We start from the raw sequence: 18,377 nt of genomic DNA, 5'->3' as shown, positions 1-18,377 counted from the left end.
CCGTGGAGAGCGTTACGGCTTGGCGCGTTTTTCCGACCCTTTCATGATGAGGCGGAAGAAGAGCGGGATAAAGAAGATGGCGATAAAGGTGGCCGCCAGCATGCCGCCGATGACCGGCCAGCCGAGAGCGTGACGGCTTGCGGCACCGGCGCCGCTGGAGGTGACCAGCGGCACACAGCCGAGGATGAAGGCCAGCGAGGTCATCACGATGGGGCGAAAACGCAGGCGCGCCGCCTCCAGTGCCGACTCGATGAGGCTCATCCCCTCCTCGTGCTTCATCACCGCGAATTCCACAATCAGTATGGCGTTCTTGGCGGCAAGGCCCACCAGGGTCACCAGCCCGATCTGGAAGTAGACGTTGTTGGTGAGTCCTACCAGCCAGGTGGCCAGCAGGGCGCCGAACAGGGCGAACGGTACGGCTGTGATCACCGCAAACGGCAGGCTCCAGCGTTCGTACTGGGCTGCCAGGATGAGGAAGATCATCACAATACCGAAGCCGAACGCCATGCCTGCGTTACCGGCAGAGGCCTTCTCCTGATAGGCGGAACCGGTCCACTCCAGCTTGGCATCGTTGCCAAGGGTGCTGTTGGCCACCTCTTCCAGTGCGGCGATCGCCTGACCCGAACTGTAGCCGGGTGCCGGCTGTGCCATGATCTTGGCTGCCTGGAAGATGTTTAAACGCTCTACCAGCTCGGGGCCAGTGGCATCACGGACCGTCACTAGGCTGCTGAGCGGGATCATCTCGCCGGTGTTGGAGCGCACGTAGACGTTGCGGATATCGCTCTTCTTGGCGCGGTAGTCCGCTTCGGACTGCAACTGTACCCGGTAGGTTCGGCCAAACTGGTTGAAGTCGTTGACATAGACCTGACCGAAGGTGGCCTGCATGGTGTCGAACACCGCATTGATCGGCAGCCCCAGCGCCTTGGCTTTCTCGCGATCCAGGTCGAGATAGACCTGCGGCACATTGGCACGGAATGTGGATGTGACACTGGCAAACTCGGGGCGCTCCTTGGCGGCGGCGAGGAAGCGCTGTACTTCGCCCGAAAACTCCTGGGCACTGCCGGAACCCCGGTTTTGCAGGTAGCCTTCCAGTCCGCCGGTGGTGGACATCCCCTGGATCGGGGGCGGGTTGAAGGAGGCAACGAAGCCGTCAGCCAGCCCCATCAGGCTCATCCCCTGCAAGGTTTTGGCCAGTTCGAAAGAGTCCTGACCAGACCCCTTGCGCTCGCTCCAGTCCTTCAGGGTAATGAAGGTGAGGCCACTGTTGCTGATGATGGCATTGGAGAGGATGTCGAAGCCCGAGAAGGTGATGACATCCTTCACATTGGGATTGGCCATGGCGATCTTGTCGAACTGATCCGCCACCGCCTGAGTCCGGCTCATGGCGGCGGCATCCGGCAGCATGACAGCGGAGATGAGGTAGCCCTGATCTTCGTTTGGTACCAGCTCGCCCGGCACTTTCAGGAAGAGACCGTAGATGGAGAGGATCAGCACGGCGATGATGGCAAAGGCGACCCCCACCCGGCGGTTCAGGAAGGCAACACCCCGTACATAGCCGCGAGTCAGCTGGTCAAATTTTTCGTTGAACCAGACGAAGAAACGGGCCGGTTTGTGGTGTCCTTCTTTCAGCAACACGGCGCACAGGGCCGGCGACAGGGTCAGTGCCACCAGACCCGAGATAGCTACCGAGACCGCAACCGTGATGGCGAACTGCTTGTACATCACACCCGTCATACCACCCATAAAGGCGACCGGCAGAAACACGGCGCAGAGCACCAGCACGATGGCGACCACCGGGCCGGAGACCTCCTGCATGGCGAGGATGGCCGCTTCCTTGGCGGAGCACTTCTTCTCGCTCATGATCCGCTCGACGTTCTCGAGCACCACGATGGCGTCATCCACCACAATACCGATGGCGAGCACCATGCCGAACAGGGTCAGCAGGTTGATGGAGAAGCCGAGCAGCAGCATGCCGGCGAAGGTGCCGATGAGCGACACTGGCACCGCGATACAGGGGATCAGGGTGGCGCGGAAGTTCTGCAGGAACAGGTAGACTACCACGAACACCAGCACGATCGCCTCGAACAGGGTGTGTACCACCTCTTCGATGGAGATCTTCACAAACTCTGTGGTGTCGTAAGGGATCTGGTACTCGATATCCTGCGGAAAGCGCTCCTTGAGCCGCTCCATGGTGGTGTGCACCGCATCGGCGACTGCTACGGCGTTGGCACCGGGCTGCAGATAGGTAGCGATACCGATGGCCGGTTTGCCGTTGGCGCGGGCCACCAGATCATAATCCTTGCCCCCCAGCTCGACCCGGGCGACATCGCGGACCCGGATCTTGGAGCCATCGGGCATGGAGCGGACGATGATGTTCTGGAACTCTTTCACATCTTCAAGGCGACCCTTGGTCTGCACCGTGTAGGTGAAGTCGATGGGGGTCGAGGTGGGCTGAGCGCCGATCTTGCCTGCCGCAAACTGGGTGTTCTGCTCGCGGATGGCGCTAATCACATCGCTCGGGGTGAGTTCGAGCTGTGCCAGCCGATCCGGCCGCAGCCAGATACGCATGGCATAGTCGGTACCGCCAAACAAGGTGGTATCACCGATGCCGGGAATCCGCTTGAGCTCGTCGATGATGTTGAGCAGGGCATAGTTCGACAGATAGGTGGTATCAAACGAGCCGTTCGGCGACTGGAGGGTGACCACCTGCAGGATGGAGGTCGATTTCTTCTTGACTGTGACCCCCTGCTTTTTCACCTCTTCCGGCAACTGGGCCATGGCGGCCGAGACCCGGTTGTTGACGTTGATAGTGGCCTGATCCGGATCGGTGCCGATCTCGAAGTAGACGTTGAGGTTCATCTGGCCGTTGGAGGCCGATCCCGACTGCATATAGATCATCCGCTCGACGCCGTTGATCTGCTGCTCCAGCGGTGCGGCGACAGTCTGGGAGATCACCTCGGGGGTGGCGCCCGGATAGAAGGCTGTCACCGAGACCACCGGCGGGGTGATCTGGGGGTACTGCTCAATGGGGAGCGATCGCATTGCCGCCAATCCACCCAGCACGATAATGATGGAAATCACGCTGGCGAAGATGGGACGCTCGATAAAAAACCTGGAAAACATACGAGCTCCTTACTTGGCCGCTGAGTGGCTGACCATCTTGGCGGTGATGGCTTTCATCTCGTCGGCAGAGACAGGTTTCACCACGGCACCGGGGCGGGCCTTCATCAACCCTTCGACGATGTAACGATCACCGGCATTGAGGCCACTGTCGATCAGTACCCCCTCGGCGACCACCGGGCCCAGCTTGACCGGGCGGGGCATCACCTTGTTCTCTGCATCCACCACCATCACCATGCGGTCAGCCTGAGACTGGATGATGGCACGGGGCGGTACCACGATGGCGTTTTTGCGCAGGCCAAGATCGATGGTCATGCGGACAAACTGGCCGGGCAGCAGCACGCCATCCTTGTTGTCGAAGATGGCACGGGCCCGGATGGTGCCGGTCTGGGGATCGACCCGGTTGTCGGAGAAGTTGAGCTTGCCCGCTTCAGGGTAGACAGAGCCATCGGCCAGACGAATATGGGTGCGCCAGGTGGTGGCATCCTTCGCCTCAATCACCCCTTTCTTTACCGAGTTTTCGAAGTTGAGGCGATCCTGCTCCGAGTAGGAGAAGTTGACATAGAGCGGATCAAACTGGGTGATGGTAGTGAGCAGGCCGTTGTCGCCGCTGGTGGAGATAAGGCTCCCCTCGGACTGGGAGCTCTTGCTCGCCATGCCGTTGATGGGGGCGGTGACCTTGGTATAGCTGAGATTCAGCTCGGCCTCCTTCACCTTGGCCTGGGCGGCCTGGTGACTGGCGATGGCAGCCTCGTAGTTGGCAATAGTATCGTCATAGTCCTTGCGACTCACTACTTGGCGTTTGAACAGCGGGATGATGCGATCCCGATCGGCGCGGGCCTTGTTGAGGCGAGCCTGCTCCTGAGCCAGGGTCCCTTTGGCCTGCTCCAGCGCCACCTTGTAGGGCTCGGGGTCGATCAGAAACAGCTCCTGGCCGGCGGTAACCGGCTGACCTTCGATGTAGGTGCGCTTGAGCAGGATGCCACTGACTCGTGATCGCACATCGATCTCGCGAAAACCGGCGGTTTCACCCACCATCTCGGTGGTGAGCGGCACATCGGTCAGCTTGACCTCTGCCACCACTACGGGGACCGGCGGCAGCGCCTGAGCTCCGGCAGTTGGTTTATCACCACAGGCGGTCAGGGCACTGGCTAGAGCCAGAGCGATCCAGCCGCGTTTTAACATCTCTTCCCTGACGGATTGCACCTTCATCATCATACTCCTGTGGGATGGTGCACGATTGCCGCGCCCACCCTTTCTCTTCATGAACATGGTTAACTGCATGGTTACAAATTTAACTTATTGGATTACTGATAGTTTTTAATGATAGAGCACGAATATTGAACCCAAGCTGCTCGACAGTGAAAGTTGTCAGAACATGACGGCAGGTTGTAGACGGGGCAGCGACAGGCGATAACAGGCCAGCAGGTATCTTTCGGCGTTGTCATGGCTGGATGCGGGGCCCAAAGGAATTATAAGAAGGAAAAAGCGAGGGAAGTGGGGGCTGGGTCACAGTGGGGGCGTCAAATGCCCCCACTATCAGGTCTGTCAGGCAAAGCAGGCCCAGATGGGGGCGTGATCTGAGGGTTTCTCGATGCCGCGCAGCTCATAATCGATGCCGGTCTCGGTCACGCTGTCCTTGAGAGCATCGGAGGCCATGATGAGGTCGATGCGCAGGCCACGGTTCTCGTCAAAGCCCTTGGAGCGGTAGTCAAACCAGGAGAATCGCTCGCACTCGGTGGGGTTGGCGGCGCGGAAGGTGTCGGTGAGACCGAACCCTTTCAGCCGTTCCATCCACTCCCGCTCGATGGGCAGGAAGGAGCACTTGCCATCCCGCAGCCAGCGCTTGCGGTTCGCTTCGCCGATACCGATGTCGAGATCGGTGGGGGAGATATTCATATCTCCGATCAGCACCAGCTGGTCGTCCGGGGTGTGGTTGGTCTCGAGATAGTGCTGCAGATCCTCGTAGAACTTCTGCTTGGCCGGGAACTTGGTCTCGTGATCCTGGCTTTCACCCTGCGGGAAGTAGCCGTTCATTACCTTGATGAGAGAGCCGTCTTCGCGCTCGAAGGTGGCCATGATCATCCGGCGCTGGGCCTCTTCGTCATCGGTGGGGAAGCCTTTCTCCACCTTGACCGGTTTCTGCTTGCTCATGATGGCGACCCCGTAGTGAGCCTTCTGGCCGTGAAACGCTACGTGATAGCCCATGGCCTCCACATCGGCCAGCGGGAAGGCCTCGTCATGGACCTTGATTTCCTGCAGGCCGATCACATCGGGCTGGTGCTTGTCGATGATGGCTTGCAACTGGTGCAGACGGGCGCGCAGGCCGTTGATATTGAAAGAGATGATCTTCATGTCCGGGATGCTCATGTCATTTTTATAAGTCGCTATTGGACTAGGAATCGGCGGTGGATGCAAGTTTGGCCGCGGGCCTGCATCAGTGGCAGGCACCGCGGGGTGGGCAGAGGTGTCAGCGGGTCATCTTTTTGACGAATACCACCACAAACAGCGCCAGTGTGAAGCTGCCGGTAAAGGCTTCAAAGGCGGCAAAGATCCTGGAAAGCCCGACCGGAGTGAAGTCGCCATAACCCAGGGTGGTGAAGGTGACCACGCTGTAGTAGAGGCACTCCAGCAGGAAGATGGCGTTCTCTTCAAGAGAGGCTTCTGGTCGGTATATAAGATGATTGCCCGCGAAGTTAAGGCCGCAGAAGAAGTAAAAAATGCTGCAGATGAAGATGAGCAGCAACGAGAAGAGCACCACCCGCATCGGAGCCTCGCCATAGCCACAGAAGAGATCGACCACCCAGGAGGTGAAGCGCTGGGTCGACCAGAACGGCAGTTGCAGGCGGCGCATGGTGAGCTCTTGCTGGATATAGTTGCCGGACATGGTGAAGATCCCCTGCGCCTCGGAGGCTTTGCGTAGATCCCGGTAGGTCTCTTCCGCCTCCTTGAACCAGATGCGCGCCTGTTTGGGATCCCGTTCACGGCGCCCCTTGCGATCCTGCATCACCCGTTTGCCGGTCTGCATGTTGTCGAGCCGGGTGTTGTGCCAGCGGATGCCGAGCAGATTGACGTCATCGAGGGTGGCGCACTGGAGGTTGGCATCACTGAGATCGGCCTTCATCAGGCTGCCCCCTTTCATGCGCAGGCCGTAGAGGTGACCCCCGCGCAGGTTGGCGCGATAGAGGTTGCACTGCTCTAGCAAGAATCCCTGATCGGACTCCTTGTTGACCAGATTGAGGCCAGCCAGATTGGCCCGTGACAGCTGCAGGCCGTGACATAGACCGCCAGCGCGAACGTATTGTTCGAGCGCCTCGGCGGTGCGGGCTTCCTGATGAGGTCCATGGGGATCATGCCACTTGCAAAGATCGTGCTCGCCAGCTTCTTCACTGCAGTGGCGGCCATCGGCCACCAGATAACGACACATCGCCATCTTCGCTTCCCTCGCATTACCGTACTGGTTTCAGCATAGGCGGGAAAAGGGGGCGTGACGGCGTCTTAGTTGAACTGGTTAAACTCCTGACGCAGCTTGCGAAAACGCTCCTGCTGAGCCGGGTTGAGGGGGATGCCGTCGAGCACGTCCAGGGTGTCTTTGCACTCGATACCAAACTCCGGGCTTTTGCGGTTTTTCTGCATCAGTTGCAGCAACACCTGGATCTTGTTGAGGGCGGCACCGGTATTGGCGGGGGCCCGGCGCAGCGCCTCGCGAAAGTGACCGAGCGCCTGTTCCAGCTCGCCGCTCTGATAGGCCTTGATCCCCAGATCGTTGAGCTGCTGGTAGCGCTGACGCCGCTCCAGCACCGTTTTATCATCACGGGTTGCCTGAATGCAGGTAGTAAGCAGCCGGTCTTCATCCTTTGCCAGCAGTCCCTGCAGGCTCTCGGCATATTCGAACTCGCCGAGCTGATAGAGGGCGAGGATGGTTTCGCCAAGCAGGGCAGGGGGCATGGTGGCCGGTTCATCAAGCCAGTTCTGGTTGGCGCGATAGAGCATCTTCTTGCCCTTGAGCAGCTCCCCCAGCGCAATTTGCACTCGGGCCTGACAGATTTGCTCGAATACCGGGTAGTTGAACTCCGACATCATCAGCGAATCGCGGATGCGCGACAGGGCCGAGTTGACCTGCTTTTGCAGGTTGGCGATATGATAGCTGTCGTTGCTGTTGAGGGCGTAGAGGGTCAGGGTCTGGATATAGGCACCCAGATAGTGGGGGGTTCGGTGGATCGAGTTACGCGACAGATCGATCAGCGACAGCAGCACATCCTTGGCCTGAGCGTAGTCGTGGCGTAGCAGGCACACTTCCGCCAGCCGACGGGAGAGCTGCACCGACTGGGGGGAGATATCCACCGCTCGTCTAAGTTCTTGTTGTGCCAGTTCATCGTTGCCGAGGGCGAGTTGGGATTCCGCCAGCCAGAGGTGTGCTTCCACCATCAGCGGGGTATTTTTGAGGGTCGCCTGCAGATGGCTGACCGCTTCTTCATGAAGTCCCAGAGTATTGCACGCCTTGCCCAGCGTCAGGCGGGCCCAGCTGTTCTCCTGCCCGGCCAGCAGCTGGCGCATCAGGGCGCGTGCTTCTTGTGCCTGACCCAGCTTGAGGTGGGTATCAGCTTGCAGGCAGCGGCAGTAGTTGGCAAAACGGGGGACAGCATCAGCCCGCTCGGCACAGGCGGTAATGAGGGTCGCCAGATTGTTATCAGCCAGCGCAGTAAAGACGCTGGCCAGGGCGTTGCGCCGGGCGAGGGCCCGCTTGAGGCGAAACGAGAACTGCTCCTGGGAGAAGGGCTTCATCAGGTATTCGTCGGGCTCGGCTTCCAGCGCGCTCAGCACCATGGCGCGAGAGCTGTCGCCACTCACCATGATCACCACGCTCTGGGGCGGAATGAGCTTCTGATCCCGCAGGCTCTCCAGCAGCTGCCGCCCGTTCTCGCCAATCCCCAGATCGTAATCAATGAGATAGATATCGAAGCTGCCCTTCTGGCAGCGGCGTCGCGCATCCTCGGCGGTATTGGAGTAGGTGATGTTGCTGATACCCAGATTGAGCAGCATCGCCTTCATCATCACCTGAAACGAGCGCTGCTCATTGACCATCAGAATGCGTTGTGGCTTGGCAGGGCTCTTCTTTTCTGACGCGTTTTCCGGTGTCTGCATTGTTCTGGGTCGAGGCGCTACGGGTTGGTGGGAGAAAGTGTGCCACCAAAGCGTGTCAAGTGGCAATCAATGTGCTTTTGTCACGCAACTTTCAGTTTCCATGTCACGCTCTGTGCCTGGTGGCCAGGGCGATGTGGTTGATCCATATCAAATAAAGCTCAGATGGGGTGGCAGCACGCGGCACACTTTTTAGACTGATAGAGGGGGCAACGACAAGCCCCGGTCACATATAGGCCCCATCAGGCAGGTATCAGGGCCTGCCTCTGTTAGTCCATGAATCACGGAGGGATCAGAGATGAGTTTGCTACCAAGCCGTACCAGTCTGTTCGATGACCTGTTTCGCGATATGGCGTCCGGCTTCTATATTCGCCCCTTGCACGGGGACCCCTTGCCGAGCCAGATCAGGCTGGATTTGAAGGAGAGTGATGGCAACTATGTGCTGCAAGCCGAGTTGCCGGGGGTTGCCAAAGAGGACATCCATGTGGATATCCATGGTAAACAGGTGACGCTGAAAGCGGAGATCCGCCAGTTTGACAGCCAGAACAAGGATGAGCGAACACTGCGCAGTGAACGCTATTTTGGCAGTGTTTCACGCACTCTGGAGTTGCCGGTCGAGGTGGCGCTGGACAAGGTCAGCGCCAGGTTCGAGAACGGTATCCTCACGTTGCAACTGCCCAAGCAGGTGGAAACGCCAGCCCCTCACCGGGTGACCATCGAATAGCCCGTGACAAGTTCATCATCAACCGTAATGAGAAGGCCCCGTTATCGGGGCCTTCTGTTTATCAGTGCTTTTCTGTCGGTTGCTTCGCCAGATAGTGGGCGAATTGGGGCGTGTACTTGGCCTTGAACCCCTGTTCGGTCTTGATGATGAGATAGACCGCCAGCTTGTGCTGTTTGGCAAATGCCATACCCGCTTCGGGCCCCATCACCATCAGCGCGGTATCGAGGGCGTCAGCCTCAAGCGCGGTCGGGGTGATCACGCTGGCGGAGACCAGCTTGTGGGTGACCGGCTGGCCGGTGGCGGGGTCGATGATATGGGAGTAACGCTGTCCATCTATCTCGTAGTAGTTGCGATAGCTGCCTGCGGTGCTGAGCGCCATACCGTTGGGGATGACGATATCGGAAAACGCTCCCGGCTGATCGGAAGGTTCGACGATGGCCACTCTCCACGGTGAACCCTTGCTGTTGTTGCCCTTGCTGCGCACCGCACCGGCCACTTCGATCAGGTAGTTGTGTACCCCCTTGCCCTCGAGCAGGGCGGCGATTTCATCCGATGCAGCCCCTTCGCCCAGGGTGGAGAGGTCGAGATAGAGATCCGGGATCGTTTTTTCGAGCAGGAAGTGATCCCCTTGCGGGGTCAGGGTCAGCTTGTCGATGCCCACCTTGTGGCGGGCGGCGGCGATGGCCGCCTCATCGGGTCGCTTGACCGGGCGTTTGTCCGGGCCAAATCCCCACAGATTGACCAGCGGCCCCACGGTCACATCCAGCTTGCCATCGGTCAGCTTACCGGCATCAATCCCCTGCTGGACTATGATGGCCATGGCGGGCGGGATGGCAAACGGGGTATTGGCGGGCCCCTGATTGAATCGGGAGATGAGGGAGTCGGGATCGTAGGTGGAGATCTCCTTGTTCATCCGGGCCAGCAGACTCTCTACATCGCTTTTGAGGGAGGGCTCCCCACCGGGGTAGCTATCGCTCAGGGTCACCACATAGTAGGTGCCCATGGTCTTGCCCTGAATACGGGTCTGGGCTGGCGGGGTCGGCTGGCAGCCGGTCAGCGCCAGCAGCAGGGTTAGCAGCAGGCCGCGCAGGGCCGCCACGGGGGTCATCGCAATCATCCGGCGCTCTCATCTGGAGAAGGTTCATATCGGGGCGCTAGCTTAGCCAAGGGGCGCTCGCCGGGCGAGCCCTGATAGGGGCAATCGGGGGGAAAAGAGCAGAAAAAATTAAACAGTTTTGAACCTGTTGCTGTAGCGGGTCGTATCGTCCATCCGTGATGGGAGATAGTGGCGAGTACAGCACCGTCTGGTGACCTGGCCCGCAGCTTTGGCCAAAACCCATCGCCGATTGAAAACAATTGAGTAAAATGAAGGTCGATTTAGACGGCATCTTTGCGAAGCATATACGCCACGCTGTTGCCATCCATTGCCAATCAAAGGAGAAGATGATGAAAAAGGCGATTACCCTGCTGTTTCTGAGTACTCTGGCTGCCCCGGTTCTGGCCGATGAGTGCGCACTGGTCATCGAAGGCAATGATGCCATGCAGTACAACCTCAAAGAGATGAGCGTTCCGGCCACCTGCAAGGAGGTGACGGTTACTCTGAACCATACCGGGAAGCTGCCTGTGACCGCCATGGGCCATAACTGGGTGCTGGCCAGCACCGCAGACTATCAGACTGTGGCGACGGCGGGGATGAGCGCCGGGGCCGAGAACGGCTATCTGCCCAAGGATGATCCCCGCGTGCTGGCGCATACCAAGCTGATCGGCGGTGGCGAGAGCAGCAGCGTCACCTTCAAGACCGACGGTCTGGCGGGCAAGGATCTCACCTTCTTCTGCTCCTTCCCCGGCCACTTCGCCATGATGAAGGGCTCATTCAAGGTCAACTAAGGTGCTGACCGGCATCGAGCCGGTCGCCTCAATAGAAAAAGCCGGGATTTCCCGGCTTTTTCATATCTGTCGCTTGTTGTGGCGTGGCATGACTGCGCACAGCCGACTTTCGCGCTATTTGGCCTGCAGGGTAAAGAAGGCGATGGAGCTCTTCTTCTGGCATTCGAAGTGAATGCTCTCTTCACCGGTCACCACCAGCGTCTCGTTGATGGCCACCTCTTTGCCCTGCACGGTCAGCTGGCCGCTCAGCAGGTGACAGAGGTAGGTCTTCCCTGGCTCGAGGGTCAGGGTCAGCGGGAAGGGGAGGTTCAGCACCCGCACGTTGGCGCTGATGCGATCCGGATGGTAGATAAGCCCCAGATCGGTCACCTCTTTTTTCAGCAACTCGCAGTGGGTCTCCTCGTCGCCGCTAAAGTGCGCCGCCTCGAAGGTGGCGTAGGGGTGGCCGTTGAGCACAAAGCCAGCCCCGCTTACCGGCAGCAAAATGCGTTGATAGCCGGGAAAGGGGGAGAAGGGGCCCGCACTCTTGATGGGGGCCGAGCTCAGCCGATAGTCAAAGTCGAGTTTGGCAAGGCTGCTCCCCTTGGGGGAGATGAGGATCTGGCTGGTGGTGCCCTGCTGGTTCTTCCAGGGCATCTTCTGGTGGTCAGACTCTTTAATCAGGGTGATCACGGGCACTTCCTCACGATAAAAAACGCAGGGAGCCGGTGACATCAACCCCGGCTCCCTGATAGAGATGGGCGATGGTAAGGGCGATCAGCCCTGACCATCCAGTGCAGCCAGTCGTGCTTCTATGGCGGCGAGACGGCTCTTGAGCTCGCTTACTTCCTGCTCCAGCTCGCTCAGGCGGTCGGCGGCCGGGGAGGCATAGGCAGCCGCAGGGGTGGCATCCATCATCGCCTGGATATCCACCTCACCGCTGAACAGGTGGGCGTAGCGGGATTCGCGCTTGCCCGGCTCACGTGGCAGTTTGACCACGTAAGGGCCACGTTCGATGAGGCGATTGAGTACGGCATCTACCTCGGTCACGTCATCAAAACTGCAGAGGCGATTGGTGCGAGAACGCAGCTCCCCCGGGGTTTGCGGGCCGCGCAGCAGCAACTCGCAGATGATGCCGAGTTCCTGCGCATCGAATTTCAGTTCACCAAACTCGGTGTTGCAGAATCTGTGCTGGTAGCGGGGTACCCGGGCATTGAAACCTGCCGTGTTGACTACCAGGCGTCGGCGGATCAGCTCGTCCACCACGGCGCGGATATCGAGTTCGGCCAGATCCAGTACCGGCTCACGGTTACTCTTCTGGTTGCAAGCATTGACCAGTGCATTAAGGGAGAGGGGATATTGATCCGGGGTGCAGATCTCTTTTTCAATCAGACACCCGATGACACGGGCCTCCAGCGGTCCAAGTACTAACTCCATTTCCTACTCCCTAGCAAATCGCGATATCAAGAGCCCCCTATCTTAGTCATGGTCTGCGCCGCGTCTAGCGTTGCGCACCATTTTTGCGAGCTAATCAGGGGGTTGGCGAAAGGCTCGCCAACGCCGGAGGTCACCGCTTTTAGCGTTGCCCCTGATAGAAGCGGGCTTTGTCGGCATACATGGCGTCGTCCGCCACCCGGCTCAGCTCTGCCAACGGGGTCTGGTCGCTACTGCTCCAGCCGATGGCGAAACGCAGCGGGAATCTGTGCTCCCCATGTTGCACGATGGCGTGCTGCTGGCTTGCCTCCAGTCTGCCTGCCAGCTGTTGGCAGGCAAGGTGATCCGCCTCCGCCAGTAGCACGAATTCGTCTCCTCCCATTCTGAATATGCTCTCATTCTGTCGGCACAGCGTGCGCAGTAGTCGTGCCATCTGGATCAGCAGGGCGTCGCCCGCCTCGTGCCCATACTGGTCGTTGGTGCGTTTGAGGCCGTTAAGGTCGAGCATGAAGAGCGCGAGGTGACGTTCCGGATGGCGCGCCAGCACCGTCTGATAGTGATGAAACGCCTCTTCGAACGCCTGTCGGTTGGGGAGGCCGGTGAGGTTATCAGTGCGAGCGACCCGCGCCAGCTCGTCGGTGAAGAGGCGCCCCTCGATGCCTACCGCCAGCTGTTTGGCAAACAACCGCAAGATGGCCCTGTCTTCGGACTCCAGCCCCTCGGCGCTCACCATGAGATAACCAAACAGCACACCACTCTGGCTGCCGGGTAGGGTCATGATCTTCCAGGAGGCATTATCCCACTGGCATTCGGAGTGTTTGACCTCCTCATCCATCAGTTGGGTCAGTTTCTCCAGCAGGGGATCACGCAAGGGGGCATCGACCCCCTGGGTCAGGGAGTAGTGGGGCTCGCCATCGCGGCGGATCACCAGCCCCCAGCGGTGGCCGGGATAGAGCTGGGAGAGCTGCAACAGGGCGGAGCTGGCCAGCTCGGCAATATCGATATCCAGCTGCTGGTGCAGACCGAACTGCAACCATGATTGCAGGATATGGCGGCTGCGCTCCTCCCGGCTCAGGGCCGAGCGCAGGGCGGTCGTTTGCGAGGCGACCTCTTGCTCCAGTTCATCGTTGAAGCCGAGCAGCCGCTGATTGAAGGCCTCTTTCTCGCTGTTGGCCTGCTGCAGCTGTTCATTCTGTTGATAGAGCGCTCTTACCTGGGCAGAGATGGTATAGGCCATCTCCTGCAGCAGCCGACGCACCTCATCGTATTCCACAAAGCGCAGCGGTGCTTGCTGTTGCTGGTAGTTGCCCTTGCCGTAACTGCGCACCAGGGCTGCCAGCGAGCGCAGCGGTCGGGTGAGCCAGCGGGTAAGCCAGATACAGCCGATGGCCACCAGCAGCAACATGACGGCGATGCTGACGGTCAACAACTGCTGAGATTTGTTTAGCTCGCTCACCCTGTCATCGCTGTAGCTGTAGAGGGTGATGGTTGGGGTGATGGTCTCTTCCAGTTGTGGCCAGCCGATGGTCAAGAGCTGTGCCATCTGGCTGGGTACCCGGTCGTTCATATCTTTGGTGTTGTTGTGTGAGCCTTCGTAGAGACGGGTATCTCCTTGTGAAATCACCAGATACTCGCTCCCCTTCAGATAGGGTTCCAGCAGTTGGGCCATCTGCCTCCAGGGGAGGATGGCCATCACAAAGCCCGCTGGGGTCTGCATCACCCCAGCCCGCTGATGATTGCGATAGATGGGGGCCACCAGCGCCAACCCGCCACTGCGATCCTGTTCCATATCGCCGATCAGCAAGGGATCATCCACAGGCATCAGCAAATGCTTGCCCTGTTTGGCTTCCCGCGTCTCGCTCCATGCCATCAGCTGTGGCATCAGGTTACTCGATTCAAGGTAAGAGGCTCGGCCGTTGATGTACTCTACTACCCGACCCTGATCATCGATCAGGTAGGCTGAGGTCAGCAGACTGTTGGACTTGATAAAGGCCGCCAGCGCCAGGCGGGCATGACTGGAGAAGAGAAAATTCTCGAGTGCCTGATTAAGCACCCGATCGTTGCTGAGTTGTTGAAGCTGGGTTCCGATCAATTCGCTGCGAAAGCGTGCCTCACGGGTCATGCTGGTGAGGGCTCGCTCCAGTTGGGATTGTTCGCTCTGGGCAATGATCTGGTGTTGACGAGCCAGCAATATGCCGCTTACCAGCAGCGCTGGCAGCAGGGCTGCGGTGAACAGTATGACGATGAGCGTAGGACCGAGACGAAAGGTGCGGTGGCTCATTTTGACTTGACCTGCTGGTATTGCTGATCGGCCAGTTGCTGCATATAGCGAGCTGCTTCAGCGGCACTGCTTCCCTCCTTGAAACGCTCGAACCCCTTGTCCATCGCCTGCCAGGCAATGGACATGGCGCTCTCTGAAGGCATGGGTGTACTGAGGGTGAACTGTTCCAGCAGCACCTTTTCGTGCAGGGCGGGGTATTGGTTGATGGCGGAAAAAGCCCGCTGGTTGATTGGTAACAGCGAACCCTGTCGATAGATCAATTGCTGAATATCGTCCCGCTGGATAAAGGCCATCAGGGCTTTGATGACGGTCTGACGTTCTTCATCTGCCATTGCCCAACGAGATACACTCAGGACGTAGGCGCCGCTCATGGAGTGCATCGGGCGATCTTCCCAGTGAGGCAGCATGGCAACCCCAAGCTGTTCTCCCATGTTTTTCACCAGGTCATTGAAGGCCCAGTCCCCGTTGACAAGATAGGCACTCTTGCCGTCGTTGAAATTGGCGAGAGCGGTATCATAGTCGCACTCGGGATCGCCCCACTTCTCTCTGGCGACCGTACGGTACGCTTCCAGTGCCTGAATCATGGCCGGCGTGTCGAGTGTGATGCGCCCTTCGGTCACTGGCGAGCCACCAAAAGTGAGCAGAAATGCTGCAAAGTAGTACATGTCGTGGTAGGGCCAGCTGACGGGCTGGATCCCCTTGGCCTTGAGGGCCGGAGTGATGGCTGCCAGTTGCTGCCATTGGGTCACCGGTGTTGAGACCAGCGCCTTATTGTAAAACAGCATCAGATGGTTGCCCTGCATCATGGGCATGCCCCAGCGTTGCTGATCCAGGGTGACATATTGCAGAGCACTGCTCATCAGTGCAGATGAGAACCATCCGGTTGGCAGGGGGGCGAGGGACATCTGTCGGTAGAGGCCGATAAAGTCGGACGGGATCAGCATCAAGTCGGGCAGCCCCCTGGCTTGCGCAGCCAGCAGGATGTCTGCCTTGATCTTGCCGGGCTCGATCTGGGTGACGTGAACCTTGTGATTGCCTTCCTGATTGAATCGCGTGATCACGTCGTCGATCACATATCCGGCCTGCTGGGAGTGCCACAACTCCAGCACTGGCTCCTGGGCTCGCAGTGGCTGGAGGCCAGATAAGATGCAAAGCAGTAAAAGATGATAAAAAACGCGATTTATGGTCATGTTACCATCACATCTGTGCCTTGAATCCAAAATGAAAAATGTAACAAACAACCGCTACTGTCGGTAGTGTGGCGGATCAACTAATTGACTAAAACAATAAAAAGCCCGGCGCTTGGGCCGGGCTGAGGGATAAATTGCTTATCCGGATTACCTTCGAGGCATCTATTGTGGATGTTGTTTGAGGATGTCGTATATCTCCTCTTTCAGTTTGAGTTTCTGTTTTTTCAGATCCCTCACCTCGGCGCTATAGTCGCTGGCGTGATGTTTTTCCAGCTTTCTAATCTCCGCATCCAGGTCGTTGTGCAAGTCAAACTTCTTCTGGAAATGGACATCACTGCTCTTCAGTTTCGAGATAAGTTCTCTGTACTCTGGGAACATGTAATGGAGCCTCCTTGGTTTCGTTTGATTGTGCCTTAGAGACCAAACTACCCCTTACCCCCCCAGATAAATGTGATCCGGATCCAATTCGGCAACAATGGTTTGCTGCATAAAGAATGTGGTTTTTAACTTGTTGAATCAAAAGCAGATCAGATATTCATTAGTCAGAGGGAGAGGGATAAACTGGAATCCTGATCACAGTTGTGACGGCGGGATGATGGTCGCGAGCCGGTAAACGGCAGCAAAAAAGGGGCATAGCGCCCCTTCATATAACCGGTATGGCATTTACTCTTTTTTCTTTTTCTTCTCGGGCAGCGGCTTGCCGTCGCGGTGGATCACCTTGCCCGCTTCAAAGCCAATCTGGGCGGCAAGCTCCTCCAGATCCGCCGACTTGGCCTGATCCCCGATGGCGTATCGATAGTTGGCGATGGAGAGCTTGTCTGCCACCGGCGTGCCCGGGACAATGGGCTCGCGCCAGCCCTGGCCGATGTGAGCCACCAGGGTGCCATTCATCAGCAGCTCGCCAACAATCTCCTGGGTCGGGTTGCCCTTGCCGTAGGTGAGACCCTGCGGGTGCTTCTTGCCGACCAGTGGTTCGTTGCTGGCCGGGATCAGCTTGGTGCGGATCAGCCACTTGGGCTTTTTGGTGTTGCCCACCGCCTTGCCGGTCTGGTACTCGTTGATCTTGATGGTCTTGATCATCTGGGCCATGAAGTCCTTGGTCAGCGCCTTCTGGGCGTCGCTGGTTTCATCGATGGCGATGGGGGCCACATACCAGGTCTGGGTGGCTTGAGCCTTGGGAGCGGCAGGGGCAGTTTGCGCCATGGCCAGGGGGCTGAGCAGGATGGCAGCCAGCAAGAGTCCTATCTTCTTCATTGTGATTCCGCTTTTGTTTCAACAAGAATTTTGTTTTGCCAGCGACGACTGCGCCAGCGCCAGAACATGGCCAGACCGCGCACCCACTCGTCGCAGGCCAGCGCCAGCCAGATACCGACCAGTCCATAACCCTGCATGATACCGAGGAAATAGGAGAGTGGCACGGCAATTCCCCACATGGAGAGCAACGCCATGTAGAGGGGGAAACGGGCATCCCCGGTGGCCCGCAGGGCGTTGATCACCACCAGATTGAAGGTGCGGCCGGGCTCGAGGATAAGGCTGATAAGAAACAGTTGCGCCACCTGGGTGATGATGTCGGCATCATCGGTAAAAAGGCTGATGATGGTGCGGCCGTTGAGGGCCGCCGCCACGGCGATGACGCAGGTGACCGCCAGCCCCAGCTTGAGGCTTTTGAGCAGCTGCTGATAGGCGCGATCGAACTGTCTGGCCCCCGCCAGATGGCCGATGATGATCTCGTTGCCAAGGCCGATGGAGAGGCCAAACAGCAGGATAAACAGGCAGATCTGGAAGAAGTAGGATTGGGTCGCCAGCGCCTTGTCCCCCAGCAGCCCGACAAAGGCTGTCACCACCATAAACTGCAGCATCCAGGAGAGGTTCTCTCCTGCCGCCGGCAGGCCGATATGGAGTACCTTGCCGAGCATCTCCCGGCTGGGGTGGACGATATCGCGCACCACCAGTCGAATGCCGGTCTTGCGGGCTACCAGCCACACCAGCAGCACCACGCCGACCAGTCGGCCCGCGACCGTGCTGATGGCGACACCGGCGACCCCCAGCTGGGGCAGGCCGAACCAGCCGTAGAGCAGCAGCAGGTTGCCGACGAAGGTGATGAGGTTGACGATGAGGGTCACATACATCGCCTGACGGGTGTGGCCGTGAGCGCGCAGGGTGGCTGCCAGACAGAGGGCTGCTGCTTCCGGTAACAGGCAGAGACCGATGATCTGCAAGTAAAGCGTCCCGTCGCTCATCAGGTTGGCAGGCAGGTTCATCAGCGCCAGCATGGTGCTTGCTCCTGCCATCACGCCGATGGCGGCTACCAGACCGATCAGCAGGTTGAAGCCGATGGCGGTGTGGATCACCACCCGACTCTTCTCTCGATCGCCCGCCCCCAGATACTGGGTGATCACCACACTGGTACCGATGCTGACGAAGCTGAACAATGTGATGGCGAGATCGAACACCTGATTGCCGACCGCCAGCGCGGCCACTCCCTGATAGGAGACGTGACCCACCATGAAGGTGTTGAGGGCACCGGTCAGAAAGTGCAGGGCGAGATCGATAAAGAGCGGCCAGGTCAGCGCAAATAGCGTGCCCGGGCCTGCATGGGATTGAGATTGCATGGCATGTC

The 18,377-nt window shown here is 58.7% G+C and carries 15 protein-coding genes; 2 read left to right on the top strand and 13 right to left on the bottom strand.

Going from position 1 to position 18,377, the window contains the following annotated elements:
* Positions 1-12 precede the first annotated feature (12 nt).
* The 5 genes from G5149_RS04920 to G5149_RS04900 all read right to left on the bottom strand — a co-directional run bounded on the left by G5149_RS04920 (position 13) and on the right by G5149_RS04900 (position 8,265).
* Positions 13-3,123 (bottom strand): efflux RND transporter permease subunit, encoded by a 3,111-nt coding sequence (locus G5149_RS04920; RefSeq protein ID WP_421211845.1) that lies wholly within the window; start codon positions 3,121-3,123, stop codon positions 13-15.
* A gap of 9 nt (positions 3,124-3,132) precedes the next feature.
* Complete coding sequence (locus G5149_RS04915) at positions 3,133-4,332, bottom strand: efflux RND transporter periplasmic adaptor subunit (RefSeq protein WP_005347258.1); 1,200 nt, start codon at positions 4,330-4,332, stop codon at positions 3,133-3,135.
* 336 nt (positions 4,333-4,668) lie between these two features.
* Positions 4,669-5,475 carry an exodeoxyribonuclease III gene (gene xthA, locus G5149_RS04910; protein WP_216978402.1) on the bottom strand — a complete coding sequence of 269 codons (807 nt, stop codon included), beginning with the start codon at positions 5,473-5,475 and terminating at the stop codon, positions 4,669-4,671.
* 115 nt (positions 5,476-5,590) lie between these two features.
* Positions 5,591-6,553 (bottom strand): ion channel, encoded by a 963-nt coding sequence (locus tag G5149_RS04905; RefSeq protein WP_216978403.1) that lies wholly within the window; start codon positions 6,551-6,553, stop codon positions 5,591-5,593.
* A gap of 65 nt (positions 6,554-6,618) precedes the next feature.
* Positions 6,619-8,265 carry a tetratricopeptide repeat protein gene (locus G5149_RS04900; protein WP_337072802.1) on the bottom strand — a complete coding sequence of 549 codons (1,647 nt, stop codon included), beginning with the start codon at positions 8,263-8,265 and terminating at the stop codon, positions 6,619-6,621.
* 295 nt (positions 8,266-8,560) lie between these two features.
* On the opposite strand from G5149_RS04900, the gene G5149_RS04895 reads away from it, so the two are divergent.
* Positions 8,561-8,986 carry an Hsp20/alpha crystallin family protein gene (locus G5149_RS04895; protein WP_103250619.1) on the top strand — a complete coding sequence of 142 codons (426 nt, stop codon included), beginning with the start codon at positions 8,561-8,563 and terminating at the stop codon, positions 8,984-8,986.
* Between the two features lie 61 nt (positions 8,987-9,047).
* Here G5149_RS04895 and G5149_RS04890 read toward each other — a convergent pair whose 3' ends face one another.
* Positions 9,048-10,103: an FAD:protein FMN transferase gene (locus G5149_RS04890; protein ID WP_216978405.1), complete on the bottom strand. Its 1,056-nt coding sequence runs from the start codon at positions 10,101-10,103 to the stop codon at positions 9,048-9,050.
* Between the two features lie 329 nt (positions 10,104-10,432).
* Here G5149_RS04890 and azu point away from each other — a divergent pair, with 329 nt between their 5' ends.
* A complete protein-coding gene (azu, locus tag G5149_RS04885) occupies positions 10,433-10,873 on the top strand; it encodes an azurin (protein WP_005337768.1) in 441 nt (146 codons plus the stop codon).
* A gap of 114 nt (positions 10,874-10,987) precedes the next feature.
* On the opposite strand, the gene G5149_RS04880 is transcribed toward azu, so the two are convergent.
* From G5149_RS04880 to G5149_RS04850, 7 genes are all read right to left on the bottom strand, one after another.
* Positions 10,988-11,545 carry a HutD family protein gene (locus tag G5149_RS04880; RefSeq protein ID WP_216978406.1) on the bottom strand — a complete coding sequence of 186 codons (558 nt, stop codon included), beginning with the start codon at positions 11,543-11,545 and terminating at the stop codon, positions 10,988-10,990.
* Positions 11,546-11,629: 84 nt separating this feature from the next.
* Positions 11,630-12,289 carry a YceH family protein gene (locus tag G5149_RS04875; protein ID WP_005347246.1) on the bottom strand — a complete coding sequence of 220 codons (660 nt, stop codon included), beginning with the start codon at positions 12,287-12,289 and terminating at the stop codon, positions 11,630-11,632.
* A 139-nt stretch (positions 12,290-12,428) separates the two neighbouring features.
* Positions 12,429-14,567, bottom strand: a complete 2,139-nt coding sequence (locus G5149_RS04870) for a diguanylate cyclase domain-containing protein (protein WP_421211842.1) — start codon at positions 14,565-14,567, stop codon at positions 12,429-12,431.
* A complete protein-coding gene (locus G5149_RS04865; protein WP_254204442.1) occupies positions 14,564-15,676 on the bottom strand; it encodes a sugar ABC transporter substrate-binding protein in 1,113 nt (370 codons plus the stop codon). Before G5149_RS04865 ends, G5149_RS04870 begins: the two co-directional genes overlap by 4 nt.
* A 243-nt stretch (positions 15,677-15,919) precedes the next feature.
* A complete protein-coding gene (locus G5149_RS04860; protein WP_005337763.1) occupies positions 15,920-16,135 on the bottom strand; it encodes a YdcH family protein in 216 nt (71 codons plus the stop codon).
* Between the two features lie 285 nt (positions 16,136-16,420).
* Positions 16,421-17,011 (bottom strand): hypothetical protein, encoded by a 591-nt coding sequence (locus tag G5149_RS04855; RefSeq protein ID WP_204382038.1) that lies wholly within the window; start codon positions 17,009-17,011, stop codon positions 16,421-16,423.
* Entirely contained in the window at positions 17,008-18,369 is a 1,362-nt protein-coding gene (locus G5149_RS04850) for an MATE family efflux transporter (RefSeq protein WP_005361670.1), read from the bottom strand. The genes G5149_RS04855 and G5149_RS04850 overlap by 4 nt, the downstream gene beginning before the upstream one ends.
* Positions 18,370-18,377: the final 8 nt, after the last annotated feature.

Origin of the sequence: Aeromonas sp. 600479, assembly GCF_049175515.1 — a bacterium.
Classification (GTDB): domain Bacteria; phylum Pseudomonadota; class Gammaproteobacteria; order Enterobacterales; family Aeromonadaceae; genus Aeromonas; species Aeromonas veronii_A.
The sequence above is the reverse complement of the archived record's forward strand: the minus strand, read 5'-3'. Positions and strand labels throughout refer to the sequence as shown.